This window comes from Flavobacterium daemonense, from assembly GCF_007341385.1.
Classification (GTDB): domain Bacteria; phylum Bacteroidota; class Bacteroidia; order Flavobacteriales; family Flavobacteriaceae; genus Flavobacterium; species Flavobacterium daemonense.
Map to the genome: position 1 here is coordinate 281,927 of NZ_VJYD01000001.1, position 26,332 is coordinate 308,258.

25 protein-coding genes are annotated in these 26,332 nt (G+C 33.3%); 13 read left to right on the forward strand and 12 right to left on the reverse strand.

Annotated elements, in window-relative coordinates:
• Positions 1–116 precede the first annotated feature (116 nt).
• The gene (locus FND99_RS01105) at positions 117–1,016 is read left to right on the forward strand and encodes a patatin-like phospholipase family protein (RefSeq protein WP_144336158.1); all 900 of its coding nucleotides are present in this window, start codon (positions 117–119) and stop codon (positions 1,014–1,016) included.
• A gap of 69 nt (positions 1,017–1,085) precedes the next feature.
• Here FND99_RS01105 and FND99_RS01110 read toward each other — a convergent pair whose 3' ends face one another.
• The gene (locus tag FND99_RS01110) at positions 1,086–1,607 is read right to left on the reverse strand and encodes a DUF7935 family protein (RefSeq protein ID WP_144336159.1); all 522 of its coding nucleotides are present in this window, start codon (positions 1,605–1,607) and stop codon (positions 1,086–1,088) included.
• Between the two features lie 126 nt (positions 1,608–1,733).
• On the opposite strand from FND99_RS01110, the gene FND99_RS01115 reads away from it, so the two are divergent.
• The 4 genes from FND99_RS01115 to FND99_RS01130 all read left to right on the forward strand — a co-directional run bounded on the left by FND99_RS01115 (position 1,734) and on the right by FND99_RS01130 (position 7,031).
• Positions 1,734–2,501, forward strand: coding sequence for a sulfite exporter TauE/SafE family protein (locus tag FND99_RS01115; RefSeq protein WP_144336160.1), 768 nt, complete (start codon positions 1,734–1,736; stop codon positions 2,499–2,501).
• 316 nt (positions 2,502–2,817) lie between these two features.
• Positions 2,818–5,154 (forward strand): ATP-dependent helicase, encoded by a 2,337-nt coding sequence (locus tag FND99_RS01120; protein WP_144336161.1) that lies wholly within the window; start codon positions 2,818–2,820, stop codon positions 5,152–5,154.
• 140 nt (positions 5,155–5,294) lie between these two features.
• Entirely contained in the window at positions 5,295–5,915 is a 621-nt protein-coding gene (locus FND99_RS01125; protein WP_144336162.1) for an L-threonylcarbamoyladenylate synthase, read from the forward strand.
• A 78-nt stretch (positions 5,916–5,993) separates the two neighbouring features.
• Complete coding sequence (locus FND99_RS01130) at positions 5,994–7,031, forward strand: carboxypeptidase-like regulatory domain-containing protein (RefSeq protein WP_144336163.1); 1,038 nt, start codon at positions 5,994–5,996, stop codon at positions 7,029–7,031.
• Between the two features lie 224 nt (positions 7,032–7,255).
• On the opposite strand, the gene FND99_RS01135 is transcribed toward FND99_RS01130, so the two are convergent.
• The 3 genes from FND99_RS01135 to FND99_RS01145 are packed head-to-tail and all read right to left on the reverse strand — an operon-like array spanning position 7,256 to position 9,616.
• Positions 7,256–8,089, reverse strand: coding sequence for an OmpA/MotB family protein (locus tag FND99_RS01135; protein ID WP_144336164.1), 834 nt, complete (start codon positions 8,087–8,089; stop codon positions 7,256–7,258).
• A 34-nt stretch (positions 8,090–8,123) separates the two neighbouring features.
• Positions 8,124–9,143: a glycosyltransferase family 2 protein gene (locus FND99_RS01140; protein ID WP_144336165.1), complete on the reverse strand. Its 1,020-nt coding sequence runs from the start codon at positions 9,141–9,143 to the stop codon at positions 8,124–8,126.
• 20 nt (positions 9,144–9,163) lie between these two features.
• Positions 9,164–9,616, reverse strand: a complete 453-nt coding sequence (locus FND99_RS01145) for a type I restriction enzyme HsdR N-terminal domain-containing protein (RefSeq protein WP_144336166.1) — start codon at positions 9,614–9,616, stop codon at positions 9,164–9,166.
• A gap of 116 nt (positions 9,617–9,732) precedes the next feature.
• Here FND99_RS01145 and holA point away from each other — a divergent pair, with 116 nt between their 5' ends.
• From holA to ettA, 3 genes are all read left to right on the forward strand, one after another.
• Positions 9,733–10,737 (forward strand): DNA polymerase III subunit delta, encoded by a 1,005-nt coding sequence (holA, locus tag FND99_RS01150; RefSeq protein ID WP_144336167.1) that lies wholly within the window; start codon positions 9,733–9,735, stop codon positions 10,735–10,737.
• 65 nt (positions 10,738–10,802) lie between these two features.
• Positions 10,803–10,985 carry a CAL67264 family membrane protein gene (locus FND99_RS01155; RefSeq protein WP_144336168.1) on the forward strand — a complete coding sequence of 61 codons (183 nt, stop codon included), beginning with the start codon at positions 10,803–10,805 and terminating at the stop codon, positions 10,983–10,985.
• A gap of 54 nt (positions 10,986–11,039) precedes the next feature.
• Complete coding sequence (gene ettA, locus FND99_RS01160; RefSeq protein WP_144336169.1) at positions 11,040–12,731, forward strand: energy-dependent translational throttle protein EttA; 1,692 nt, start codon at positions 11,040–11,042, stop codon at positions 12,729–12,731.
• A 225-nt stretch (positions 12,732–12,956) separates the two neighbouring features.
• On the opposite strand, the gene FND99_RS01165 is transcribed toward ettA, so the two are convergent.
• The 3 genes from FND99_RS01165 to FND99_RS01175 form a co-directional block, all read right to left on the reverse strand.
• A complete protein-coding gene (locus tag FND99_RS01165; protein ID WP_144336170.1) occupies positions 12,957–13,400 on the reverse strand; it encodes a thiol-disulfide oxidoreductase DCC family protein in 444 nt (147 codons plus the stop codon).
• Positions 13,401–13,410: 10 nt separating this feature from the next.
• Positions 13,411–13,716, reverse strand: coding sequence for a GIY-YIG nuclease family protein (locus FND99_RS01170; RefSeq protein WP_144336171.1), 306 nt, complete (start codon positions 13,714–13,716; stop codon positions 13,411–13,413).
• Between the two features lie 343 nt (positions 13,717–14,059).
• Positions 14,060–16,225, reverse strand: a complete 2,166-nt coding sequence (locus tag FND99_RS01175) for an endonuclease MutS2 (protein WP_144336172.1) — start codon at positions 16,223–16,225, stop codon at positions 14,060–14,062.
• A 110-nt stretch (positions 16,226–16,335) separates the two neighbouring features.
• On the opposite strand from FND99_RS01175, the gene FND99_RS01180 reads away from it, so the two are divergent.
• Positions 16,336–17,007, forward strand: a complete 672-nt coding sequence (locus FND99_RS01180) for a uracil-DNA glycosylase (RefSeq protein ID WP_144336173.1) — start codon at positions 16,336–16,338, stop codon at positions 17,005–17,007.
• A 177-nt stretch (positions 17,008–17,184) separates the two neighbouring features.
• Here FND99_RS01180 and FND99_RS01185 read toward each other — a convergent pair whose 3' ends face one another.
• The 5 genes from FND99_RS01185 to porX form a co-directional block, all read right to left on the reverse strand.
• A complete protein-coding gene (locus tag FND99_RS01185) occupies positions 17,185–17,571 on the reverse strand; it encodes a DUF4258 domain-containing protein (RefSeq protein ID WP_144336174.1) in 387 nt (128 codons plus the stop codon).
• A gap of 36 nt (positions 17,572–17,607) precedes the next feature.
• Positions 17,608–18,807: an alanine dehydrogenase gene (locus FND99_RS01190; protein ID WP_144336175.1), complete on the reverse strand. Its 1,200-nt coding sequence runs from the start codon at positions 18,805–18,807 to the stop codon at positions 17,608–17,610.
• An 85-nt stretch (positions 18,808–18,892) separates the two neighbouring features.
• The gene (locus tag FND99_RS01195) at positions 18,893–19,366 is read right to left on the reverse strand and encodes a GNAT family N-acetyltransferase (RefSeq protein ID WP_144336176.1); all 474 of its coding nucleotides are present in this window, start codon (positions 19,364–19,366) and stop codon (positions 18,893–18,895) included.
• A gap of 110 nt (positions 19,367–19,476) precedes the next feature.
• Positions 19,477–19,884, reverse strand: a complete 408-nt coding sequence (tsaE, locus tag FND99_RS01200) for a tRNA (adenosine(37)-N6)-threonylcarbamoyltransferase complex ATPase subunit type 1 TsaE (RefSeq protein WP_144336177.1) — start codon at positions 19,882–19,884, stop codon at positions 19,477–19,479.
• Between the two features lie 93 nt (positions 19,885–19,977).
• The gene (gene porX, locus FND99_RS01205) at positions 19,978–21,531 is read right to left on the reverse strand and encodes a T9SS response regulator signal transducer PorX (RefSeq protein ID WP_144336178.1); all 1,554 of its coding nucleotides are present in this window, start codon (positions 21,529–21,531) and stop codon (positions 19,978–19,980) included.
• A gap of 208 nt (positions 21,532–21,739) precedes the next feature.
• On the opposite strand from porX, the gene FND99_RS01210 reads away from it, so the two are divergent.
• The 4 genes from FND99_RS01210 (at position 21,740) to lpxA (ending at position 26,292) form a co-directional block, all read left to right on the forward strand.
• The gene (locus FND99_RS01210) at positions 21,740–22,969 is read left to right on the forward strand and encodes an HD domain-containing protein (protein ID WP_144336179.1); all 1,230 of its coding nucleotides are present in this window, start codon (positions 21,740–21,742) and stop codon (positions 22,967–22,969) included.
• Positions 22,970–23,008: 39 nt separating this feature from the next.
• Entirely contained in the window at positions 23,009–24,052 is a 1,044-nt protein-coding gene (gene lpxD, locus FND99_RS01215) for a UDP-3-O-(3-hydroxymyristoyl)glucosamine N-acyltransferase (protein WP_144336180.1), read from the forward strand.
• Positions 24,045–25,433: a bifunctional UDP-3-O-[3-hydroxymyristoyl] N-acetylglucosamine deacetylase/3-hydroxyacyl-ACP dehydratase gene (locus FND99_RS01220; RefSeq protein WP_144336181.1), complete on the forward strand. Its 1,389-nt coding sequence runs from the start codon at positions 24,045–24,047 to the stop codon at positions 25,431–25,433. The genes lpxD and FND99_RS01220 overlap by 8 nt, the downstream gene beginning before the upstream one ends.
• Before the next feature lie 73 nt (positions 25,434–25,506).
• Positions 25,507–26,292: an acyl-ACP--UDP-N-acetylglucosamine O-acyltransferase gene (lpxA, locus tag FND99_RS01225; RefSeq protein ID WP_029270176.1), complete on the forward strand. Its 786-nt coding sequence runs from the start codon at positions 25,507–25,509 to the stop codon at positions 26,290–26,292.
• Positions 26,293–26,332 lie beyond the last annotated feature (40 nt).

A 26,332-nucleotide genomic window follows, 5' to 3' on the forward strand; every position in this document is an offset into this window, starting at 1 on the left:
AGGCAAGAGACAAGAACCAAGAAACGGAAAGCGATTTTTAAAGATTTAGATATTAACTCTTTCTTCTTGCTTCTTGGCTCTATTCTCTAAAAAAAAATAAACCTACAATACCATCTATGAGAGCATTAGTTATTTCTGGCGGCGGAAGTAAAGGCGCCTTTGCCGGCGGAGTTGCGCAGTATTTAATCGAAGAAAAAAATCATGAATACGATTTGTTTTTAGGCACTTCAACAGGAAGTTTGTTGATTCCTCATTTGGCTCTGGGGCATATCAAAAAAATTCACTCGGTTTATACTAATGTCACTATGGGAAGTATTTTTAATATTTGCCCGTTTGTGGTTAAAAATAAAGAAGGCGTTGATATCGTGACAATTAATCACTTGAATGTTTTGCGTCAATTTTTTAAAGGAAAGAGAACTTTTGGCGAGAGCAAAGGATTGAGAAAATACATTCGAAATAATTTTTCGTTATCGGATTTTAATAAACTTAAAAAATTAAAAACGGACGTTATAGTTACGGTTACCAATTTCACAAAAAACGAATCAGAATACAAATCGGTTAAAGATTGTACGTATGAGGAGTTTGTAGAATGGTCTTGGATTTCTAGTAATTATGTTCCGTTTATGAGTTTGGTTGAGAAAAATAATTATGAATATGGCGATGGCGGATTTTCTAGTTTAGTACCAATTCGGGAAGCAATTAATCGTGGCGCCACAGAAATTGATGTGATTATATTAGAAACCGAAGTAAATATGGATAAAACAGTTATTGGTAAAAATCCGTTTTCACTAATGATTGATTTGTTCCGAATTGCTTTAGATCAAGTAGAAAAACATGATATTGCTATAGGAAAACTTATGGCAAACAATAAGAATGTAAAACTTAACTTATATTACACGCCAACAAAACTTACTGATAATGCTTTGATTTTTAATAAAGAAGTAATGAAAGAATGGTGGGAACAAGGTTTTGAATACGCTCAGAATAAGTCTGAAGTTATGAGTGATAATAGGTAATTTTAGATTGTTGATTTTAGATTTTAGATTGCTAGTGAAAGAATCTAAAATCTAAATTCTAAAATTTTTTTACCAAAGCTCTGCAACTTCGTTTTTAATATATCCCAAAGCAGCATTGCTAGGCGATTGCTTTTCTAATAAATCATTTAAAATAACTTCACGAAGTTTATCCGCATTTTCAACTTTATCGCTCATCGCAGCTTTGCGAATTAATTGGATTGTAGCATTTTTTGCCGTTGTGATAATTGTCCAACATTCATCAGACATGTAAATTTGCTGTGTTAAATTATGCTCAAATTCTTGTTCAATTTGGTCAATTACGTAGTTTTCGTAATCATGTTTATTTTGAGAAATAGGAGCAATTCGAATTAATAACTTAGTCAAATTGATACGCTCCAAAAACAACGTCATGCGCTCATAAGCTTGTAGTCGAATTGGCAATGATTGCTTTTGGTAATCTCTATTCAATAAAAAAGCACGCTTTTTATCATTGTTTTTAATATGCAGTTCAAAAAAACTGTAGGCAACAAATCCTGTTACAATTGCAGGTAATGTATAACTGGCTAATTCTATAATTCTTGTAAAATCCATTTGGGTTAAATTTTTTAGCAAAAATATACTTTTTGATGAGAAATCCATTTTAAATTTTTGGTAATAAACAAAACGGAAAACTTATTTTTGCAACTGGTTTTCAAAATCTGAACAAAACTACTTTTAATGGATTCATACATAATTATTCTTCTTTGTTTAGCCGCTTTTGCGGCCGGATTTATTGACGCAATTGTTGGTGGTGGAGGATTAATTCAAACTCCTATGGGATTGATTTTATTGCCAAATTTACCGGTTTCAACTGTAATTGGGTCTTTAAAAATTCCGGCTTTCACGGGAACAGCTTTTGCAGCTTTTCAGTATTTAAAGAAAGTTGTTATTCAGTGGAAATTGTTGATCATTATGATGTGTCTGGCGGTCCCGTCGGCTTTTTTGGGTTCTACTGTTTTGACAATGGTTAGCAACGATTTCATGAAACCGCTTTTGCTTGTGGTTTTGTCATTGCTGTTTATTTATACATATGCAAAAAAGAATTTTGGTCAACATGTTGTCAAAGATCATTCTCAAACAACTCAAATTATTTATGCAGTCGTAATCAGTATGATTGTTGGTTTTTATGACGGATTTATTGGTCCAGGAACAGGAAGTTTTTTTGTAGTTGCTTTTATCGCGCTTTTAGGTTTCGATTTTTTGCACGCTTCGGCGAATGCTAAAATGGTAAACTTGGCGACAAATTTTGGTTCGATTTGCTTGTTTATGATTAAAGGAAAAATCATTTGGGCAATTGCAATTCCGATGGCAATAAGCAACGGACTTGGAGGTTGGCTTGGTGCAAAACTGGCAATTAATAAAGGAAATGGATTTATTAGGATCTTCTTTTTGGTTGTTGTTGTGGGAACTTTGATTCGATTTGCTTATGATGTGTTTTTTAAATAAGGTGCTATCCCGAACCTTCGGGACTGAGATGCTGAGATGCTAAGGTTTTTCTCTTCTGATTCAAAAAGTATAAATCTTACCATCTCAGAACCTTAGTCACTTAGAATCTCAAAAAAAATTGTTTGAATCTAGCCCCGATTGAGGCGATATCCTCGTAATGAAATGGAGAGATAAAGCCGAAAGCGGGAAACCATGTTTATAAAATGCCTATTCTTTGGCTTCAAAAAAGAAAAAAACTTAGCATCTCAGAACCTCAGAATCTTAGTAGCTTTTTCAATCATTAATTCTTATTTTTGCCTAAAAGGAGATAAATTACATGCAGAAATATATTGACCAGCTCAACGAAGCGCAGAGAGCGCCTGTTTTAAAGAAAGACGGGCCAATGATTATTATTGCTGGTGCAGGTTCGGGGAAAACTCGTGTTTTAACAATTAGAATTGCTTATTTGATGGCTCAAGGAGTTGACGCCTTCAATATTTTGTCGCTGACTTTTACCAATAAAGCAGCGCGTGAAATGAAGCACAGGATTTCGGATATTGTGGGAGCATCTGAAGCTAAAAACCTTTGGATGGGAACTTTTCACTCGATTTTTGCACGTATTCTGCGTGCAGAATCAGATCACTTGGGATATCCTTCCAATTTTACCATTTATGATTCTCAAGATTCTGCTAGATTGATTTCTTCGATTATAAAAGAAATGCAATTAGATCGCGACATTTATAAACCAAAACAGATTTTAGGACGTATATCTAGTTATAAAAACAGCTTGATTACGGTAAAAGCGTATTTTAATAATCCAGAATTGGTTGAAGCCGATGCAATGGCAAAAAGACCAAGATTGGGAGAAATTTATCAGCAATATGTAGAGCGCTGTTTCAAGGCAGGCGCAATGGATTTTGATGATTTATTATTGAAAACCAATGAGTTGCTGACTCGATTTCCAGAAGTTTTGGCGAAATATCAAGATCGTTTCCGATATATTTTGGTTGATGAGTACCAAGATACCAATCACTCTCAGTATTTGATTGTTAGAGCTTTGTCAGACAGATTTCAAAATATTTGTGTAGTTGGAGATGATGCGCAAAGTATTTATGCTTTCCGTGGCGCGAATATCAATAATATTTTGAATTTCCAGAAGGATTATGAAGGCGTGGTAATGTTTCGTTTGGAGCAGAATTATCGCTCGACGCGAAATATTGTGGAAGCCGCAAATACGGTGATGGAACATAACAAAACCAAGCTGGATAAAGTGGTTTGGACTGCAAATGAATTTGGGCCAAGAATTAAAGTCCACAGGAGTTTGACCGATGCTGAAGAAGGCCGTTTTGTAGCGAGTACGATTTTTGAACAGAAAATGCAGAATCAGTTGCATAATGGCGCTTTTGCTATTTTGTATCGTACTAATGCGCAGTCGCGTGCAATGGAGGATGCGTTGAGAAAACGAGATATTCCGTATCGAATTTATGGCGGATTGTCATTTTATCAACGCAAAGAAATTAAGGATGTTTTGTGTTATTTGCGTTTAGTTCTTAACCCAAAAGATGAAGAAGCTTTGATTCGCGTGATCAATTATCCAGCACGTGGAATTGGAGATACAACTGTGGAGAAATTGACGATTGCGGCCAATCATTATAAGCGTTCGATTTGGGAAGTAATGGTGAATATTGATAAAATCGATTTGAAACTGAATACCGGAACTAAAAACAAATTGAAAGATTTTGTGACGATGATTCAGAGTTTTCAGGTAATTGATCAAAATCAAGATGCTTTTTATATAACCGACCATGTTGCAAAAAAAACTGGTCTGGTTCAAGAATTGAAAAAAGATGCTACACCAGAAGGAATGGCGAAAATTCAGAACATTGAAGAGCTTTTAAACGGTATTAAGGATTTTACTGAAGGTCAGCGAGAAATTGATGGAGCTCGTGGCGCGCTTTCGGAATTTATGGAAGATGTGGCGCTGGCGACTGATTTGGATAAAGATACCAATGATGAAGATCGAGTAGCGTTAATGACCATTCACTTGGCAAAAGGACTTGAATTTCCTCATGTTTTTGTGGTGGGTATGGAAGAAGATTTGTTTCCGAGTGCTATGAGTATGAGTACAAGAAGCGAATTGGAAGAAGAACGTCGATTATTTTACGTAGCTTTAACTCGTGCAGAACATCAGGCGTATTTGACGTATGCACAATCGCGCTATCGTTGGGGAAAATTGACAGATAGCGAACCATCTCGTTTTATTGAAGAAATTGACGGACAGTATTTGGAATATTTGACACCATCTGAAAGTAACTATCGTTATAAATCACCAATTGACGGTGATATTTTTGGTGATGTTGATAAATCTAAATTGAGATTGGCTAAACCAATAGGAGGAACACCTCCAAAACATATTACAGACAATAATCTGAAACCGGATCTAAATATTCGCAAATTAAAACCAGTTGGTGGAACAAATCCGAATGCTGGCGCTCCGAATTTATTTGACAGCAAATTGACTGTTGGAAATGTTGTAATGCACGAACGTTTCGGGAAAGGCGAAGTGATTAATTTAGAAGGTGTTGGCGCTGATAAAAAAGCCGAAATCAAATTTGAAGTAGGCGGAATTAAGAAACTCTTGCTAAGATTTGCTAAATTAGATGTAGTGGGATAAATATACAGTTTCAAGTTTTGAAAACATTTGTCACCCTGAGCGAAGTCGAAGGGCGCTCCAATTAGACGTGGGCTTCGACTCCGCTCAGCCTGACAAACTTGAAACTTGAAACAAACAAAAAACTTGAAACAAAAAATAATATGGCTGAATTCATAAAAATATATCCAGATAAACCTAGTGAAGCTGCAATTGCAAAAGTTGTAAAAGTGCTTCAAAACGGCGGTTTGGTAATTTATCCGACAGATACTGTTTATGGTTTGGGCTGTGATATTACCAATTCAAGAGCTTTAGAAAAAATTGCAAAAATTAAAGGCGTCAAATTAGAGAAAGCAAATTTCTCATTTATTTGTCATGACTTAAGCAACTTATCAGATTATGTTCGTCAGATTGATACATCGACTTTCAAAATTTTGAAAAGAGCTTTGCCAGGACCGTATACTTTTATTTTGCCAGGAAATAATAATTTGCCAAGAGAGTTCAAAAAGAAAACCACTGTTGGTATTCGTGTTCCTGATAATAATATAATTTTGGAAATAGTTCGCCAATTAGGAAATCCTGTTGTTTCGACTTCGATTCGTGATGAAGATGATGTAATTGAATATACAACAGATCCCGAATTGATTTTTGAAAAATGGCAAAATCTGGTCGATTTAGTAATTGATGGCGGTTATGGTGATAATGTGGGTTCGACGATTATAGACTTATCAGAACATGAGCCAGTTATCGTGAGAGAAGGTAAAGGCGATATTGATATTTTGTAAGAAAACAAATAGATTGATTAGGAAAATACAAAAAGGTTTGGTTAATTAGTAGATGATTAACCAAACCTTTTGACTTTAATGAAAAAACTTCTAACTCTTTTATTTTTGTTTTCTGCGGTTGCTATATTTTCGCAACATAATCTTAATGGTAAAATTACAGGCAAAGATAATACTCCGTTAGAAGGTGTGAATATTTACTATGATGGCACAACGATTTCAACAGTTTCAGATGCTTATGGGGAATTTTCTATCAAATATGAACCTAATGCTAATAGTATTTTAGTGATTAGCTTACTTGGATATCAGACCGAGTATCTATCGGGGTTAGATGCTTCGAAACCATTAAATATAAAAATGAAAATTTCGGAAAATGAACTTAAAGAAGTTGTTGTTAAAAATAATAATGAGTTTACAAGAGCACAGAAATTAAAATTGTTTAGAGAATATTTTTTGGGAAAAACCAGTAATGCGAAATCAGCAATTATTACAAATGAAGATGATATTAAATTTAATTATGATAAAAAGAATTTACTTTTTACAGCCTCTTCAGATAAACCTTTGGTAATTATAAATCCGGCCTTAGGATATAAAATTAATTTTGAGTTGGTAATTTTTGAAGTTTCTTTTAATAGATTTAGTATTAATTCATTAGATGCATTTAAGAATTTTTACGGTGGCGTAAGCCGATTTGAAGAAATTGATAATAGTGCTAAAGTTTTAAAAAAACGAGAAAAAACATTTCAGGGATCTCAAATTCAGTTTTTCAGAAACTTAGCAGATGCAGAATGGGAAGCGAAGAAGTTTTTATTGTTTAAAGGTAAATATATTCAGGATCCAACTAAATGCTTCAAAATAACCAAAGAAGGCGATTTTGCAAAAGTAGAATTAATTGATCAGGATAAAAGTGGAAATACAAATCTAAACTCAAAAAAAATTGTAGCGGTTTATAATCTAATATTTGATAAAAAAGAAGCCTCGAAGATTACTTTTGAAACAAATAGTTTTTATATTTACAAATATGGAAATAATTCAAATATTGAAGACATACTTTTTTCAGGGAAAATTTCGGAAAAGAGAGTTGGAGATATGTTGCCTTTAAATTATGGGATAGAATAATTGTAATTTTGAAACTAGCAACATGGTGTATTTGTAAAAAAAAACTGAAATTGTGTAAATGTTAAAAAATAATCATTAACTTTATTATAGTTAAAATTTAGTTAGTTGATTAAAAATAATGCTATTCTTGATTTATATTTAATTGGTTATTAAAAAAATTAAGGATACATAAAAGCAGGTCGTAAGACCTGCTTTTTCTGTTTTTATGATATGTCAAACAAGGATTATTTAGCTTGTTTTTTCATTTCTTTTTCAATCATATCGTAGAACTGATCGATTTTTGGCATAACCACGATACGAGTTCTTCTGTTACGCGCTTTATTCTCTGGGCTGTCATTAGCAACTAATGGCACATATGAACTTCTACCAGCAGCGATTAATCTTGCAGGGTTAACATTTAAGTCGTTTGTTAAAACACGAACAATTGAAGTAGAACGTTTAACACTTAAATCCCAGTTGTCTAACAAAACTCCGTTGCTTTTGTAAGGAACGTCATCTGTGTGTCCTTCAACCATACATTCAAAATCAGGTTTGTCATTTACAACTTTAGCAACTTTAGCCAAAACAGATTTTGCCTTGTCGCTTACGTCATAACTTCCGCTTTTGAATAACAATTTGTCAGCGATAGAAATAAATACAACTCCTTTTTCAACATTGATTTCGATATCTGGATCGTTGATTCCAACAGCTCCTTTTAAACTTGTAACTAAAGCTAAAGTTACACTGTCTTTTTTCGTAAGAGCATCTTGAAGTCTTGATATTTTTAAGTCTTTCTCTTTTAGGCTTTCCAATGATTTTTCTAGGTTTTCAGCTCCTTTAGTAGTTAAAACAGTCAAATCTTTAGAACTGTTGATCAAATCTTGGTTATGTGATTTTAAGCCTTCAACTGTAGCAGCTAAACCAGCTTTTTCTTCTAGACAAGAATTTAATTTCACAGTACAAGAATTTAATAAGTCTTGTGTCTCTTTGTTCTTAGCTTCAAGTGCTGCGTATTGCTTTTTCGATACACACGAAGTTAAGGCCATTAATACTGATAGTGCGATAACTATTTTTCTCATAGGTATTATATTTAATTAAACGTTGATTACAAATTTAGTTTTTAATATTTTGATTACTGTTAAAGATTTCTTTAAAAACCAGTAATTTTTTGATGTAATACAGAAAAACGATGCTTTTTACGGCATAGTATTGCTGTATTTGAAAATCTTTTCTTTTTTTCAGATACCTTAAAGATAGACAATAAAAAGAGAAATGTGCCTTTAAAATGGCAAAAGTATGGCTGAATTTCCCTTGTGTAAGAAAACGGATACCTGCAATGCCATCTAAAACCATTCGAAGAAAAATTACCCAGAACAATCCTCTTTTGGGTAAATTTTTGACAAGCATTAATAGCGAGTTTCTAAAATTTAGATACGTTTTTTTTGGATTCCCTTGCTGGAGCGTTGCGCCACCCACATGATAAACAAGAGACTTGTAATTGTACTTTATAATATGTCCCTCATTCAAAGCGCGCCAACATAAATCGATTTCTTCCTGATGAGCAAAAAAGCTTTCATCAAAACCTCCTAATTCATCAAAAACATTTTTTCTGATAAAAAAACAAGCGCCAGAAGCCCAAAATAATTCGCGGTTTTCATCATATTGACCGTTGTCTTTTTCTACAGTCTCAAAAATTCTTCCTCTGCAAAACGGAAAACCAAATTTATCTATGAAACCACCTGCGGCACCAGCATATTCAAAATATTCTTTGTTTTTAAAATCACGGATTTTTGGTTGAATAATTCCGGTTTGCTTTTCATTGTCAAAAGTTTCAATAATTGGTTTAAGCCAATCTTTAGTTACTTCGATATCTGAATTGACTAAAGCATAAATTTCTGCATTAATATTTTTCAGCGCATCGTTGTAACCTTTTGCAAAACCATAATTACCAGTATTTTTTACAATTTTTACTGTAGGGAAATTTTGTTGAACAAATTCAACTGAATTATCCATGGAATCGTTATCGGCAACATATATTGTCGCTTCTTCAGAAAATTGAATAACAGAGGGTAAAAACTGCTCAAGCAATTTTACTCCGTTCCAATTTAAAATGACAACTGCTATTTTATCCAAAAGCTTCTAAATTATTTATTTTAATGGTTTTCTTTATAATCAGGCAGGCTTCTTAAAAACTCATATTTTTCGTTTTCAAAATCCATTTGACAATAAAAATGGTTTAGTCCGTTTGTGACATTCAAAAACCGTGCCTGCATTGTCATATTATAACGAGCAATTTGATCAAAAGTTGCCTGAGAGATTTTTACTTCGGGCGCTTTGCATTCTACAAGTATGTGTATGGAGCCATCTGGGTTGAAAACTACAACATCATATCTCTTTCTTAATCCGTTGACTTTTAAAACTTTCTCAACATTTATCAACGATTTTGGATATTTTTTTTCGTTGATTAAATAATGAACAACATGTTGCCGAACCCATTCTTCTGGGGTAAGAATGATAAATTTTTTTCTGATTTCATCAAAAATAGACACTTTATTTTCGCTATTTTTGAATCGGAAAGTGTAAGCTGGGAAATTTAATTGCTGCATAAAGCAAAAATATAAAATAGTTTCAGGTTTCTCCCGAAGTCTCGGGATAAAGTTTCAAATTTTGGAACTAGTCCCGAGACTTCGGGAGAAACTTTGAACTTGAAACAAAATTTTTAATGGAGGAAGTAATAAAAATTGTTAACGATATCAAGGCAGGAAATATCAAGCCAATTTATTTTTTAATGGGTGAAGAACCTTATTATATAGATAAATTATCTGAATATATAGAGGAGAATGTTCTTGCTGAAGAGGAGAAAGGGTTTAACCAGACAGTTTTATACGGAAGAGATGTTTCAATTGAAGATATTGTTTCAACGGCCAAGCGCTATCCTATGATGGCTGAACGTCAAGTTGTTATTGTAAAAGAAGCGCAAGATTTATCCAGAAATATTGATAAGCTTGAATCGTATGCCAATAATCCGATGGAAACTACGGTTTTGGTTTTTTGCTATAAATACAAAACACTTGACAAACGCAAGAAAGTAACTAAAGTATTAGCTCAAAATGGTTTGGTTTACGAAAGCAAAAAATTATACGAAAATCAGGTAGGAGACTGGATCAAACGTGTTCTAGCGGGAAAAAAATATACAATTGACCCAAAAGCAAATGCCATGTTAGTTGAATTTTTAGGAACAGATTTGAGTAAAATCAATAACGAACTTGAAAAATTGCAGATTATTTTACCACAAGGAACGATGATTACGCCTCAGCATATTGAGGAAAATATTGGTTTTAGCAAAGATTATAATGTATTCGAATTGCGAAAAGCAATTGGAGAACGCAATCAGTTGAAAGCCTATAAAATAGCAGAAAACTTTGCACATAATCCTAAAGAATATCCTTTAGTAATGACTACTGGATTAGTATTTGGATTCTTCGTACAGCTTTTAAAGTATCATGGTTTAAAAGATAAAAATCCAAAAAACGTTGCGGCTGCCATTGGAGTAAATCCATATTTCTTGAAAGAATACGATTTGGCGATTAAAAATTATCCAATGCGAAAAGTAAGTCAGATTGTTGGGGCGTTGCGCGATATTGATGTTAAGAGTAAAGGTGTAGGAGCCAATGCTTTACCTCAATCAGATTTACTTAAAGAAATGCTCTATAAAATATTTAATTAAGCCGTAATAATTCACGATATTTGCCTTTCTAAAAATTAATCAGATTAAAAAATAATTACACAATTATGGGAATGAATAAAAATACCGTTTTAGGATGGGCTACTTTTATAATGGTGCTTATGGGATTGTTGCTTATAGGTCTTGGAATCTTTAGATACAGTGATGTTTCTGGCTGGGGATTTGGTGCTGTTGGAGTTGGTTTCTTGGCTAATGCATGGGTTTTTAATGCTTTAAAAGGCAGGGTTTGATTTTTGAACTTGCTTACAATTTAAAATAAGAATAATAAATAAAAAATATAGAAAATGTCAGACGATAAGAAAGTAATTTTCTCAATGCAGAAATTGAGCAAAACCTATCAGGGAGCAGACAAACCGGTACTTAAAAATATTTATTTGAGTTTCTTTTATGGAGCTAAAATTGGTATTTTGGGACTTAACGGTTCTGGAAAATCTTCTCTTTTAAAAATTATTGCAGGGGTTGATAAAAACTATCAAGGAGATGTTGTTTTTCAGCCTGGTTATACTGTAGGTTATTTAGAGCAAGAACCAATTCTTGATGATTCTAAAACTGTTATCGAAGTTGTTCGCGAAGGAGCTGCAGAAACGATGGCTGTTTTAGAAGAATACAACCAGATTAATGATTTATTCGGTCTTGAAGAGAACTACTCAGATCCAGATAAAATGGATAAATTGATGGACCGTCAAGCAGCATTGCAAGACAAAATTGATGCGCTTGGTGCATGGGAAATCGATACAAAATTAGAAATTGCAATGGATGCTTTGCGTACGCCAGAAGGAGATACGCCAATTAAAAACCTTTCAGGAGGTGAGCGCCGTCGTGTTGCTTTATGTCGTTTATTATTACAACAGCCTGATGTACTGTTGCTTGATGAGCCTACTAACCACCTTGATGCTGAGTCAGTACTTTGGTTGGAGCAGCATTTGGCACAATATGCAGGAACTGTTATTGCAGTAACGCACGACCGTTATTTCTTGGATAACGTTGCGGGTTGGATTCTTGAGTTGGATAGAGGAGAAGGTATTCCATGGAAAGGAAATTATTCTTCTTGGTTGGATCAAAAATCAAACCGTATGGCTCAGGAAGAAAAAGTGGCTTCTAAACGTAGAAAAACTTTAGAACGTGAGTTGGAATGGGTTCGTCAAGGTGCAAAAGGTCGTCAGACTAAACAAAAAGCGCGTTTACAGAATTACGATAAATTATTGAATGAAGATCAAAAACAACTTGATGAGAATTTAGAGATCTACATTCCAAATGGTCCTCGTTTAGGAACAAATGTAATTGAAGCTAAAAATGTTGCAAAAGCTTTTGGTGATAAATTATTGTATGATAATTTGAACTTTACTTTGCCACAAGCTGGTATTGTTGGGATTATTGGACCAAACGGTGCTGGTAAATCGACTATTTTCAAAATGATTATGGATGAGCAAGCTACAGATAGTGGTGAATTTTCAGTTGGTGAAACGGTAAAAATCGCTTACGTAGATCAATCGCATTCTAATATTGATCCGAATAAATCAATCTGGGAAAATTTTGCTGACGGTCAGGAATTGATTATGATGGGCGGAAAGCAAGTAAATTCTAGAGCTTATTTATCACGTTTCAACTTTGGAGGTGGAGAGCAAAACAAAAAAGTTTCAATGCTTTCAGGTGGTGAGCGTAATCGTTTGCACTTAGCAATGACTTTGAAAGAAGAAGGAAACGTACTTTTACTGGATGAGCCTACGAATGACCTTGACGTAAATACACTTCGAGCTCTTGAAGAAGGTTTGGAGAATTTCGCTGGTTGTGCAGTAATTATTTCTCACGACAGATGGTTCTTGGATAGAATTTGTACACACATTCTAGCTTTTGAAGGAGATTCTGAAGTTTATTTCTTCGAAGGAAGTTTCTCTGATTATGAAGAAAACAAAAAGAAACGTCTTGGTGGTGATTTAACTCCGAAACGTTTGAAATACAGAAAATTGATTAGATAATACGATCTAATTTTCAATAAAAAAATCCCAAATTCCTCCCGAAGCCTCGGGATTGTGAATTTGGGATTTTTATTTTTATTTGGATTTTTCCGCTTTGTTTGTCATTTCGACGAAGGAGAAATCTTCGCGAGAAGCTCGACAAAGAATGGGTTTTCGTTACGGAGTTACTTGCGAGGATTTCTCCTTCGTCGAAATGACAATAATGTGGAAATTGGAATTAAAAATTTAAAGAAATTTGCTTTTCAATTTCGGAGTGGGAATCATACAGCTCTCTTTCTTTCCGTACCAATTGTATCTGTTTTTTGCGACATAATCATAAATTCGGTCACTAATAAAAATAGGTACAATTCTGAAAATTAAAATCAATTTCCAAAATCCACCAAAATCTTTAGCAATTTCAATCACGGCCGAAGATTTATAAAAATATGCTGTTCCAGGATCATACAAAATAATACTGTCCATTTTAGAAAAACTGATTCCTAAATGTTTACAAATAGAAATCCCCAATTCTGACTGTAGAGCAACGAATCTAAAAACATCTTTTTTGTCATGTTTGATAATAAATTGCACCGCCGAATCGCATAGATTGCAAATTCCATCAAATAGTATTATTTTTTTATTTTTTTCGGTCATTGCGAGGAACGAAGCAATCTCACGATGTTTTTCCATTACAATTTTATTATATAATCATTATATCCTCAATTTCTTCAAACAAATCTTTCCAAGTTGGATTTATTGAACGTATCAAATTGTTTTTCGCTTCTCTTGATCCGGCTTTTATTTGTTTTTCTCTTGTTATTGCATCTTCAATCCATTGAAATTGTTCGTAATAAACTAAAATATTTACATCATAACGAGCTGAAAATGATTTTGGATATTTTTTGTTTTTATGTTCTAAAATTCTTTTTGGGAGATTTGATGTTACTCCAGTATAAACGACGGTCTGGTATTTATTGGTAATAATATAAACAAAACCTGGTTTCATAATTTTATTGTTAAGTCATTGCGAGGAACGAAGCAATCTCATTGTCGCTTAAACTTTAGCTTAACTATTTTAGTGCGGTTGCTTCGTTCCTCGCAATGACAAAACTAACAAAAATTATTGTTTGTAGGTTTTTTATTATTTATAGTTTTTAGTTATAATTTTTAAGATAGGTATCATTTTTCAGAATCGTAAACAGCTTCAATATATAGCCTTAAATCAATTTTTAAAAATTAATGACAACTTTTGTTGTTTATAATAAAAACGTTCCTTAAATCACTTTATTTTAATTTGTGTTGTTTTTTCAGCATTTTTAAATTGAAAACTACCACTTCAACAGAAAACTTTATTTCTTAACAGCTTCTACCAATTCTAATTCATCCAAACTGACTTTCGATGTAAAAATTCCGTAATTTACTGTTGCTTTATTTTTTTCGATTGAATCGATACTTCCAACAGATCTTCCGTCTAACATTCTAACACGATCACCAACTTTTAAAATTGGTTTTGGTTTTTCGATAACAGGTTTAAGTTTTTTCTCTTTTTTCTCTTTTCGAATTTCTTCGACTTTCACTTGAACTTCAGCAATAATTTCCTTTTGTTTTTCAACTTTTGCTTTGACTTCTTTTGGAGTTGCTTTTTTACGTTTTGAATTTTCAATTTCAACAATTTTCAAAAATTCGCCAATAAGTTCTTTTTTGTTTTTGTTGTTAAAATACTTTTCGGCAATATCATCAATTTTTTGTCCGATATAAATAATCTTCTGATTGCTATCATACAATTCCTGATAGCTTTCTAATTTCTGTTGAATTCTCGTATTGATGTTTTCCATCTTTTTGCTTTCCTCGCGCGCACGAGTTTCCTCTTCTTTTAAATTCAAAGAAGTTTTTTCCAATTTCGAACGCTCTTTCTGAAGCGTTGCAATGGTTTTGTCAAAACGAACTTTTCCAACTTCGATTTTCTTTTTCGCACGATTAATCAATCCAAACGGAATACCATTTTTTTGAGCGACTTCAAAAGTAAAAGAACTTCCTGCCTGACCTAAGGCCAGTTTATACATTGGTTCAAGAGACTTTTCATCAAACATCATATTGGCGTTTGTTGCGAAAGGCAATTCGTTTGCGAGAATTTTTAAATTAGAATAATGTGTTGTGATAATTCCGAAAGCTTCTCTATGATAAAATTCTTCTAAGAAAATTTCAGCCAAAGCTCCTCCCAGTTCCGGATCAGAACCTGTACCAAATTCGTCAATTAAAAACATGGTTTTCTTGTTGCATTTCTTCAAGAAATAATTCATGTTTTTTAATCGATAGCTGTATGTACTTAAGTGATTTTCAATAGATTGGTTATCGCCGATGTCTGTCAGAATTCTGTCAAACAAGAAAGTTTCACTTCTTTCGTGAACCGGAATTAAAATTCCAGATTGCAGCATCAATTGTAACAATCCAACCGTTTTTAAGGAAATTGTTTTTCCTCCGGCATTTGGTCCAGAAATTACAATAATTCGGTTTTCTTGTTTTAACTCAATTGTTTGCGGATGTGTAACTTCTTTTTTCTCCTTATTATTAAGGTATAAAATTGGGTGATAAGCTTCTCTAAAAAACAATCTTCTTTCTTCAGTGATTGTTGGCAAAATCGCATTGATTCGATTTGCGTATTTTGCTTTTCCTGCAACAACGTCAATATCACTTAAAAAATCTTGATATTCAATAAGTAAAGGTAAAAACGGACGAATTACATTTGATAAATTCTTTAAAATTCTCGTAATTTCTTCCTTTTCCTCATATTCTAGATTAGCTAATTCTCTTGAATATTTCAAAGTAGCTTCTGGTTCAATATAAGCAATACTTCCGGTTTTTGAACTTCCTAAAATAGAGCCTTTTACCTTGCGTCGATACATTGCTAAAACTGCTAAAACTCTGCGGTTTTGCACAAAGCTTTCTTTAATATCGTCTAAATATCCTAAACCGTTATACTGAGTTAAAGCTACTCCAAAACTTTGGTTTACTTTACCGCGAACCAAATTCATATTCTGGCGAATACTTGCTAAAGCTGGTGAAGCATTATCTTTTATTTCTCCATATTTATCAACGATTGCATCAATCGCGGTGATAATATCTTTTGTTAATTCAACGCGTGAAGCTCTCGCATTGATGTTGGGATAATAATCATCGAATTTTTTTAAGAAGTTCAATAAGACATTTGTCGTTGCCGAAAGATTGGCGATTTTTCTAAAACTTCCCACTTCTAGAAAACTGTCTTCAATGGCAAGAAATTTAATTTCGTGCGTAATGGCGTCAAATCCGTGATTCGGAATGGCGTTATTGTTTTGAAATGAAGATACATATTCTGAAGTCTGCATTAAAGACTGCATCAACGTTTCTTTATCTCTGAAAGGTGTTATTTTTAAAGCTTTTTCTTTTCCAATGTCTGTGTTACAGCCGGCCGAAATAGTTTCAAGCACCGTTGGAAATTGTAAATCTTGTAATGTTTTTTCTGTAATAGATATCATTATGTATCGTGAGTTGTAAAGATTTCAAAGTTACAAAGTTTTAAAACGAAATTGCACTAATTATTGGCAGTTTGAATAAAACTTTGCGTAATTTGTAATAAAATTTTAAAATGAAAATTGATTTAGCGCAAGACTGGCAAGCGGTTTTAAAAGACGAAATCCAAAAACCATATTTTATCGAATTAATGGATGCTTTGGATGTTGAATATAAAACGCATACTTGTTACCCGCCAGCTGAATTGATTTTTTCTGCTTTTAATAATTGTAGTTTCAAGGATTTAAAAGTTGTCATTATTGGTCAAGATCCTTATCATGGTGAAGGAGAAGCTAATGGCTTAAGTTTTTCAGTAAATGATAATGTCAAAATTCCACCGTCGCTTCGAAATATTTTCAGAGAAATAAACACCGATTTTGATTCGATTTTTATGCCAACATCTGGTAATCTTGAAAAATGGGCACAACAAGGCGTTTTGCTTTTGAACGCGTCATTAACCGTTAGAAAAGACAGTCCAAATAGTCATAAACACTTGAAATGGAATCTTTTTACAGATGCTGTTATTCAAGCTATATCTGATCAAAAAGAAAATATCGTTTTTCTTTTATGGGGAAGCTTCGCTCAGAAAAAAGGCTTGAAAATTGATCGTTCAAAACATTATGTTTTAGAATCTGGGCATCCATCGCCAATGAGTGCCAATCAAGGAAAATGGTTCGGAAACAAACATTTCAGCAAAACAAATGAATTTTTGAAATCGAAAGGGATTAAGGAAATTGATTGGTTGTAAAAAAAAACTGTTTAAACTTAGATTTAGTCCCTAAGGGACAATTGATAGCTTGGATATGTTTCTACCAAGATTTAATCTCTACGAGATAACTCCTTTAGGAGTTGCATATTGGTAGAAAATGAAATCTAAGTCGTATCGTGTCCCTTAGGGACTATATAAAATTTAGAAATTAGCTTCTTATTTTTCAGATTCTTTCTTAATAATCTCCTCTAAAACAGCCTTGTTTTCAAAATTTACAACTTTCAAAATAATCTCTTGATTTTTTGCTGTTTTTCCTTCAATGATATACAATTTTCCTTTTTTGAACGGAACATTACTCTGGTCAAAATCAACATCGCCATATGTTAAAGTATTTTTGATATCGGCAGTGTCAACCCATTTTTCGTTTAAAGTCTGAATTGCTTTATCTGAATATTGAAAAGGTTTTGTTCTTAAGTTATTCAAAACTCTCGCGTTCGGAAAATAATTGCATCGCGTATCTTTTCCGCTAAATACAAGGGCTACAAAAAAGCATCCCATAACCAAACCAATCAAATAATATGCAAAACGGTGTACGAACTTCATGAAATAAAATTTTTGCAAAGGTACATTAAAGTTCCTTTAAAATACAAGTAAATTAATATCGTTGTCGGGTAAATCGAACCAGTCGCCAATTGCTTTATTTGTCAAGATTCCGTGATAGAGATAAATTCCGTTTTTAAGTCCTTTGTTACATCTAATTGCGCTTTCTAAACCACCATCTTCGGCTATCTGATGTAGATAAGGTGTTAAGATGTTACTAATTGATAATGAGGCAGTTTTAGAATATCGAGAAGGAATATTTGGTACACAATAGTGTAAAACGTTGTTTTTAATGAAAGTTGGTTTTTCGTGCGTAGTCACTTCAGAGCTTTCAAAGCATCCGCCGGTATCAATGCTGACATCAACAATAACGGCGCCTTTTTTCATGTGCTCCACCATTGTTTCAGTAACTACAATTGGGCAACGTTCCTTGCCTCGCATTGCACCGATCGCTACATCGCAACGTCTCAAAGCTTTTAAAAGTCCTTTTTGCTGAATAGTTGAAGTGAAAATTCGTTGATTTAAATTGTTTTGTAAACGACGTAATTTGGTGATCGAATTATCAAAAACTTTTACGTTTGCACCAAGTCCAATTGCGGTTTTTGCTGCAAATTCTCCAACAGTTCCTGCGCCTAAAATCACAACTTCAGTAGGAGGGACGCCAGTAATGTTTCCGAATAAAAGTCCTTTTCCAAATTCATCTGTGATCATTAATTCGGCTGCAATTAAGATTGAAGCAGTTCCGGCAATTTCGCTTAAAGATTTTACAGCAGGATAAGATCCGTCTTCATCTTTAATATATTCAAAAGCAAGAGCAGTAATTTTCTTTTGTGCCAAAGCCTCAAAATACTCTTTCTTTTTGGTTTTCAATTGAATAGCAGAAATGATAACCGTTTCAGGGTTTATCATTTTAATTTCGGCTAAAGTCGGCGGTTCTACTTTTAATAGAAAGGGACAGCCAAAAACTCTTTTTGTATCTTTTGTGATTTCTGCACCAGCATCCGCATATTCTTTATCGGTATAACTCGAACTTTCACCGGCTCCAGATTCAATCATAACGCGATGACCTTCATATGTTAATGAATTTACGGCATCTGGAGTGAGGCAAATACGGCGTTCCTGATAACTTGTTTCTTTAGGAATTCCTATAAAAAGTTCTCTTTTAAAACGACCAACCTCAAGTTTTTCTTCCTGCGGCAGTAATTGTTGTTTTGTAAATGGAGTTAACGTGATTGACATGGGTGGTGCAAAAAATTAAAGGTACAAATTACGTAAAAAGATTTAAAATTAGTGCAAAAATTCTGCTAATACTGTAATGACAATGTTAAGATATTTTTTTCTCCATTTTTATGTCGGCTCTTTCGTAAATGCCCGCTTCTAAAGGGATTTCAATAAAACCGAATTTTCTGTAAAGATGAATTGCTGGTAGCAAAATAGTATTTGAATACAAAATGAGCGTTTTGATATTATTTTCTTTAGCCACATTAAAGCAATGTTCAAGAAGTTTAGTGCCAATTCCTAAGCCTTGCGCTTTGTCTGAAACCGCCATTTTGCTTAATTCAAATATCGAATCATCAACCTTCATTAAAGATGCAGTTCCAAGAATTTCACTATTATATCTAGCATAGAAAATCATGCCGCCTTTATCTATTATTTCTTCCTGTGGATTTGAAAGTGTAAGCTTGTCTTTTTCTTCTACTTTAAAGTATTTTTCAAGCCAAGCAATATTTAGGGTTTTGATGTGCTCTTTTAAATCGGGAGAAAAGGGGATTATTTCTACGGTGTTGTGGGTATTCATTATTGTACATTGTTTCGCAGAGATTCACAAAGCTTACGCAGAGAAACACAAAGAAATATTTTAAAATCTTTGCAAATCTTTGTGTAAGTTTTGTCAATCACTGAGGAATTTTAAATTAATTCTAAACTTCTCTTTCCATCTGCCAACAACTCAATTGTTATTGTTGAAGTTTCTTCAGGAAGAAGATTTTTAATTTTTTCAGACCATTCAATAAAACACCAATTTCCAGAATATAGATAATCATCAACGCCCATATCTAACGCTTCAGTTTCTTTGTTTAATCTATAAAAATCGAAGTGGTAAACGATTTGATTATTAGAAGTGTAATATTCGTTAACTAAAGAAAAAGTTGGACTGCTTGTGGCATCTTGAACGCCCAAACTTTTGCACAATTGTTTGATTAAAGTTGTTTTTCCAACTCCCATTTCTCCGTTAAAAAGAATGATTTTTTTAGGATTTGAGTCTAAAATCTGTTGAGCAACTTCTTGAATTTGATCTAATGAAAAAACGATGTTCATTTTGTTTTTATTTTTGCCACGAATTTCACGAATTGAGTTTTATTTTTTGACTAAAAAAATAGTGCAAACTCGTGAAACTCGTGGCGACTTTTTCTACTTAGGATTAAAAACTAAAAACGGAATAATCATTTCTTCTAATGAAATTCCGCCGTGCTGGTACGTGTTTTTGTAATAGCTCACATAATGGTTGTAATTGTTTACGTAAGCCAAGAAAAAATCATTTTTGGCAAAAATAAACGAACTACTCATATTTATGGCAGGCAAACCAATTGTTTTTGGTTCTTTTACCACATAAACATCTTTTTGTTCGTACGTTAAACTGCGTCCCGTTTTATAACGCAAATTTAGGCTTGTATTTTTATCTCCCACAACTTTCGACGGATTTTTTACATTAATTGTTCCGTGATCTGTTGTCAAAATTAATTTGAAACCTAGCAATTGTGCTTGTTGAATAAGGTCTAATAAAGGTGAGTTTTTAAACCAGCTTAATGTTAGGGAACGATACGCTTTGTCGTCAGAAGCAAGTTCTTTTACTACTTCCATTTCGGTTTTAGCGTGCGAAAGCATATCGACAAAATTGTAAACAACTGTTACCAAGTCATTTTCTTTTAAAGCTCTAAAGTTTTCTGCTAGTTTTTTCCCGCCCGCATAATTCGTGATTTTAAAATAATCCTCCTTAATATTTAGTCCTAAGCGTTTTAATTGAGCTGATAAAAATTCTGCTTCATAAAGATTTTTTCCGCCATCTTCAACATCATTTTTCCAATATTGCGGAAATTGTTTTTCCATTTCAATTGGCAATAAACCAGAAAAAATCGCATTTCGCGCGTATTGTGTCGCTGTTGGCAGAATGGAAAAATACGGAACTTCTTTTTCTAATTTATAATAGTTGGAAACAACCGTTTCAAATGATTTCCATTGATCATACCTTAAGTTGTCAATTACGACAAACAAGATAGGTTTGTCTTTCTTTTTTAATTCGGGAACAACTAATTCTTTAAATAAATTGTGCGATTGAATAGGCTTGTCGGCTTTTGGAGCGAACCAATCTTCGTAATTTCTCTCGATATATTTCCCGAATTGAGAATTGGCTTCTACTTTTTGAGATTCCAGAATTTCAATCATCGCAGTGTCGTTGATGTCCTCCAGTTTTAATTCCCAAAAAAGCAGTTTTTTGTACAACTCAACCCAATCTTCATAAGAATTGACCATTGCTAATTCCATTGAAATTTTTCTGAATTCCTTCTGATAATCTAATGTTGTTTTCTCCGTAATCAGTCTTGAATCGTCCAGATTTTTCTTTAAGCTCAGCAAAATCTGATTCGGATTTACAGGTTTTATCAAGTAATCAGCGATTTTTGATCCAATAGCTTCCTCCATTATATATTCTTCCTCACTTTTGGTGATCATAATCATCGGAATGGCTGATTTTTTTTCTTTCATTTCCGAAAGCGTCTCCAAGCCACTCATTCCTGGCATATTTTCATCCAAAAAAACAATGTCAAAATTATCTTCTTCAAATAAAGCAATAGCATCAAGGCCGTTGTTGCAAGTCGTTACCGAATAATTTTTTTTCTCCAGAAATAATATATGAGGCTTTAAAAGATCGATTTCATCATCGACCCAAAGTATTTTTATCTTATCCATAAGTAAATTAATTTGATGCAATTTAGAGTTATAGAACTTAAAAAGTATTAAAAATAGTATAAATTTCAGAAAAATGAAGCCTATTTTTTAGATAAAATCTTTTTGATTTTTAACTATTTGTCTAAAAATCAGTTGAATTTAATGTCAATATTTAAATGAAAAACTATAGTTATTTACTTATATTTGTTGACCTAAAAATAACCAAATAGTGACTCATATTAATAAGTTAAAAATATTCAATGATCCCATTTACGGGTTTATTACCATCCCGAACGAACTTATTTACGATCTAATTCAGCATCCATATTTTCAGCGTTTACGCCGTATTTCACAGATGGGGCTTTCGTATTTGGTTTATCCAGGAGCTAATCATACGCGTTTTCACCATGCTTTGGGATGTATGCATTTGATGAAAAAAGCAATAGACACGCTTCGTTTCAAAGATGTTGCAATTTCTGAAGAAGAAGAAAATGCGTTGTTGATAGCGATTTTACTTCATGATATAGGACACGGGCCGTTTTCTCATGCAATGGAAAAAAGTATTGTTGAAGATGTTCATCATGAGGCGATTTCTCTATTATTTATGAATCAGCTGAATGAAGAATTTGATGGAAAATTAAGTTTAGCTATTCAGGTTTTCAAAGGAGAATATCACAGAAAATTTATGTTGCAATTGATTTCGAGTCAATTGGATATGGATCGAATGGATTATTTAAAACGTGACAGTTTTTATACTGGAGTAGCAGAAGGAAATGTGAATTCTGAGCGTTTGATCCAGATGATGAATGTTGAAAATGACGTTTTAGTTATAGAAGAAAAAGGGATTTATTCTGTAGAGAAATTTCTGCTTTCAAGACGATTGATGTATTGGCAGGCGTATTTACACAAAACAAGTTTGGTAGCCGAATTGATTTTGATGAAAGTCTTGAAAAGAGCAAAAGAATTGACTTTAAAAGGAGTAAAGCTTCCTTGCAGCGAACCCCTTTTATATTTTATGCAAAATAAAATCTCGCTAGAAGATTTTGATGCCGAAAAATTAGACTTGTTTTCTCAATTAGATGATTTTGATATTATTAGTGCCTTAAAAGCATGGCAAAGACAAGATGATTTTATACTTTCTACATTGAGTAAAATGATCATTAACAGAGATTTGCTTAAGATAAAAATGAGTGCAGAGAAAATTCCGATGGAAGAATCTCAGTCCATGAAAGAAGAATTTGCAGAAGATCATAAAATTTCACAATTAGAAGCTGGTTATTTTATTTTTAGAGGAAAAATTAAAAACCAGGCATATAGTAAAGCTGCTGAACCGATACGAATTTTGAAAAAAGATAAAACAATTGAAGATGTTGTTGAAGCCTCTGATCAGCTGAATTTGAAATCGTTATCTAAATTGGTAACAAAATATTACATCTGTTTCCCAAAACAACTTATCTAAAATTAACATTTAAAATCTATTTTTTATATTTTTGTCGCAATGAAATTTACAGCAGAACAAATAGCAGGAATTTTAGAAGGAGAAGTTGTTGGGAATCCCAATGCAGAAGTTTCTCGGCTATCTAAAATAGAAGAAGGCGAAGAAGGATCGCTTACTTTTTTGGCTAACCCAAAGTATGTTAACTACATATATACTACAAAAGCGACAGTAACAATTGTTAACGACAGCTTTGTACCAGAGCAAGAAATAAGCACAACTTTAATAAAAGTTGATGATGCATATGCAGCTTTTTCAAAGCTTTTACATTTTTATAATCAGGTAAAATTAAATAAAAACGGAATAGAACCTCAGTCGTTCATGTCTGAAGGTACTAAATATGGAGAAAATTTATATTTAGGAAGTTTTAGTTATATAGGTCAAAATGTTGTTTTAGGAAATAATGTGAAAATTTACCCAAACAGTTTTATTGGCGACAATGTAACAATTGGTGACAATGTTTTTGTTTTTGCCGGTGCAAAAATTTATTCAGAAACGGTAATTGGAAACAATTGTACTATTCATTCTGGTGTTATCATTGGCGCAGATGGCTTTGGCTTTGCTCCAAATGAAGACGGAGAATACAGCAAAGTACCACAAATTGGCAATGTTATTATTGAAGACAATGTAGATATTGGTGCCAATACTACAGTAGATAGAGCAACTCTTGGTTCTACAATTATTAGAAAAGGAGTTAAGTTAGACAATCAAATTCAGATCGCCCATAATGTTGAAATTGGCAAAAACACTGTAATTGCAGCGCAAACCGGTGTTGCTGGTTCAACTAAAATTGGTGAAAACTGCATGATTGGCGGGCAAGTAGGTATCGCAGGACACTTAATTATAGGTAATAACGTCAGGCTTCAAGCACAATCGGGAGTAGCAAGAAACATCAAAGATGATGAAGTGCTGCAAGGATCTCCGGCGCTTGCATATGGTGATTTTAACAAATCATACGTTCATTTTAAAAACTTACCAAAAATTGTGGCCGAAGTTGAAGAATTAAAGAAACAAATAATAAACCCAAAAAATGGAAATAATGGTTAAACAGAAGACCATCAAAAATGAAATTTCACTAACAGGAGTTGGATTACATACTGGAAAAGAAGTTACAATGACTTTCAAACCAGCTCCAATTAATAATGGTTTCACTTTTGTAAGAGTAGATTTGCAAGGTCAGCCAGTCATTGAGGCTGATGCTAATTATGTTGTTAATACCCAAAGAGGTACTAATTTAGAAAAATTAGGTGTAAAAATACAAACTCCAGAACACGTACTAGCTGCAGTAGTTGGATGTGATTTGGATAATATTATCATTGAGTTAAATGCCTCTGAACTTCCTATCATGGACGGTTCATCAAAATATTTTGTTGAAGCTATAGAAAAAGCTGGTATTGAAGAACAAGATGCTCAACGTAATGTTTACGTGGTAAAAGAAGTAATTTCATTTACTGATGAAGCAACTGGAAGCGAAATTCTTGTAATGCCTAGCGATGATTATCAAGTAACAACAATGGTAGATTTTGGTACAAAAGTTTTAGGTACTCAAAATGCTACTCTTAAAAGTATCGCCGATTTTAAAACAGAAATTGCAAGTTCTAGAACTTTCAGTTTCTTGCATGAATTAGAGTCTTTATTAGAAAACGGACTTATTAAAGGTGGTGATTTAAACAATGCAATTGTTTATGTTGATAAAGAGATTTCTGAGTCAACAATGGAGAATTTAAAGAAAGCATTTGGTAAAGATGAAATTTCTGTAAAACCAAACGGCGTTTTAGATAATCTTACATTACATTATCCAAACGAAGCTGCAAGACACAAATTGCTTGATGTTATTGGAGATTTGTCTCTTATTGGAGTTCGTATTCAAGGAAAAATTATTGCAAATAAGCCAGGTCATTTTGTGAATACGCAGTTTGCTAAAAAATTAGCGAAAATCATCAAAATAGAGCAGCGTAACCATGTTCCTGTTTATGATTTGAATCAAGAGCCATTGATGGATATTCATAAAATCATGGCAATGTTGCCTCACAGACCTCCATTTTTGTTGATTGATAGAATTATTGAAATGTCTGATCGTCATGTGGTTGGATTGAAAAATGTTACTATGAACGAGAATTTCTTCGTAGGGCATTTTCCAGAAGCACCAGTTATGCCAGGAGTATTAATTGTTGAAGCTATGGCGCAAACAGGAGGGATTTTAGTTTTAAGCACGGTTCCAGATCCTGAAAATTATTTGACATATTTCATGAAAATTGATAATGTTAAATTCAAACATAAAGTATTGCCAGGTGATACCTTAATTTTCAAGTGTGAATTGATTTCTCCTATCAGAAGAGGAATCTGTCACATGCAGGCAAACGCATATGCAAACGGAAAATTAGTGACTGAGGCAGAATTAATGGCACAAATTGCAAGAAAACAATAATTAATCAAATTTATTGTTTAGGTTTGTTGCCCTCAAATTAGACTATTTTAAATTTAAAATATAAAACTTACAGATGAATCAACCATTAGCATATGTTCATCCTGGCGCTAAAATCGCTAAAAATGTTGTAATTGAGCCTTTTACAACAATCCACAATAATGTTGTTATTGGTGATGGTACTTGGATTGGTTCAAATGTGACCATCATGGAAGGCGCTCGTATTGGAAAAAATTGTAATATTTTTCCAGGAGCTGTAATTTCTGCGGTGCCACAAGATTTAAAATTTGGCGGAGAAGATTCTCTTGCTATTATTGGAGATAACTGTACTATTAGAGAATGTGTTACTATTAATAGAGGCACAGTTGCATCTGGACAGACTATTCTTGGAAACAATTGTTTAGTGATGGCTTACGCTCACATTGCGCACGATTGCGAAATTGGAAACAACGCAATTATTGTAAATGGTGTTGCACTTGCTGGCCACGTTGTTGTTGGAAATCATGCGGTTATCGGTGGTTTGGCAGCTATTCACCAATTTATTCACATTGGAGATCACGCTATGATTTCTGGTGGATCTTTGGTTAGAAAAGACGTTCCTCCTTATACAAAAGCGGCAAAAGAGCCTTTGTCATACGTTGGAATCAATTCAGTTGGTTTAAGAAGAAGAGGTTTCAGTACTGAAAAAATTAGAGAAATTCAGGAAATCTATAGAATTTTATATCAAAAAAATTACAATACAACTCAAGCTTTAAGTATTATTGAAGCTGAAATGGAAGCGACTCCTGAGAGAGATGAAATTCTTGATTTTATCAGAAATTCATCACGAGGAATTATGAAAGGTTATTCAGGGAACTATTAAAAATAAAGTTTAATCGTTTATTTGTTTAATCGTTGAGGCG

Coding starts and splice junctions, on each gene's coding strand:
- FND99_RS01105 (WP_144336158.1), top strand. CDS start 117: ATGAGAGCATTAGTTATTTCTGGCGGCGGAAGTAAAGGCGCCTTTGCC.
- FND99_RS01110 (WP_144336159.1), bottom strand. CDS start 1,607: ATGGATTTTACAAGAATTATAGAATTAGCCAGTTATACATTACCTGCA.
- FND99_RS01115 (WP_144336160.1), top strand. CDS start 1,734: ATGGATTCATACATAATTATTCTTCTTTGTTTAGCCGCTTTTGCGGCC.
- FND99_RS01120 (WP_144336161.1), top strand. CDS start 2,818: ATGCAGAAATATATTGACCAGCTCAACGAAGCGCAGAGAGCGCCTGTT.
- FND99_RS01125 (WP_144336162.1), top strand. CDS start 5,295: ATGGCTGAATTCATAAAAATATATCCAGATAAACCTAGTGAAGCTGCA.
- FND99_RS01130 (WP_144336163.1), top strand. CDS start 5,994: ATGAAAAAACTTCTAACTCTTTTATTTTTGTTTTCTGCGGTTGCTATA.
- FND99_RS01135 (WP_144336164.1), bottom strand. CDS start 8,089: ATGAGAAAAATAGTTATCGCACTATCAGTATTAATGGCCTTAACTTCG.
- FND99_RS01145 (WP_144336166.1), bottom strand. CDS start 9,616: ATGCAGCAATTAAATTTCCCAGCTTACACTTTCCGATTCAAAAATAGC.
- holA (WP_144336167.1), top strand. CDS start 9,733: ATGGAGGAAGTAATAAAAATTGTTAACGATATCAAGGCAGGAAATATC.
- FND99_RS01155 (WP_144336168.1), top strand. CDS start 10,803: ATGGGAATGAATAAAAATACCGTTTTAGGATGGGCTACTTTTATAATG.
- ettA (WP_144336169.1), top strand. CDS start 11,040: ATGTCAGACGATAAGAAAGTAATTTTCTCAATGCAGAAATTGAGCAAA.
- FND99_RS01165 (WP_144336170.1), bottom strand. CDS start 13,400: ATGGAAAAACATCGTGAGATTGCTTCGTTCCTCGCAATGACCGAAAAA.
- FND99_RS01170 (WP_144336171.1), bottom strand. CDS start 13,716: ATGAAACCAGGTTTTGTTTATATTATTACCAATAAATACCAGACCGTC.
- FND99_RS01175 (WP_144336172.1), bottom strand. CDS start 16,225: ATGATATCTATTACAGAAAAAACATTACAAGATTTACAATTTCCAACG.
- FND99_RS01180 (WP_144336173.1), top strand. CDS start 16,336: ATGAAAATTGATTTAGCGCAAGACTGGCAAGCGGTTTTAAAAGACGAA.
- FND99_RS01185 (WP_144336174.1), bottom strand. CDS start 17,571: ATGAAGTTCGTACACCGTTTTGCATATTATTTGATTGGTTTGGTTATG.
- FND99_RS01190 (WP_144336175.1), bottom strand. CDS start 18,807: ATGTCAATCACGTTAACTCCATTTACAAAACAACAATTACTGCCGCAG.
- FND99_RS01195 (WP_144336176.1), bottom strand. CDS start 19,366: ATGAATACCCACAACACCGTAGAAATAATCCCCTTTTCTCCCGATTTA.
- tsaE (WP_144336177.1), bottom strand. CDS start 19,884: ATGAACATCGTTTTTTCATTAGATCAAATTCAAGAAGTTGCTCAACAG.
- porX (WP_144336178.1), bottom strand. CDS start 21,531: ATGGATAAGATAAAAATACTTTGGGTCGATGATGAAATCGATCTTTTA.
- lpxD (WP_144336180.1), top strand. CDS start 23,009: ATGAAATTTACAGCAGAACAAATAGCAGGAATTTTAGAAGGAGAAGTT.
- FND99_RS01220 (WP_144336181.1), top strand. CDS start 24,045: ATGGTTAAACAGAAGACCATCAAAAATGAAATTTCACTAACAGGAGTT.
- lpxA (WP_029270176.1), top strand. CDS start 25,507: ATGAATCAACCATTAGCATATGTTCATCCTGGCGCTAAAATCGCTAAA.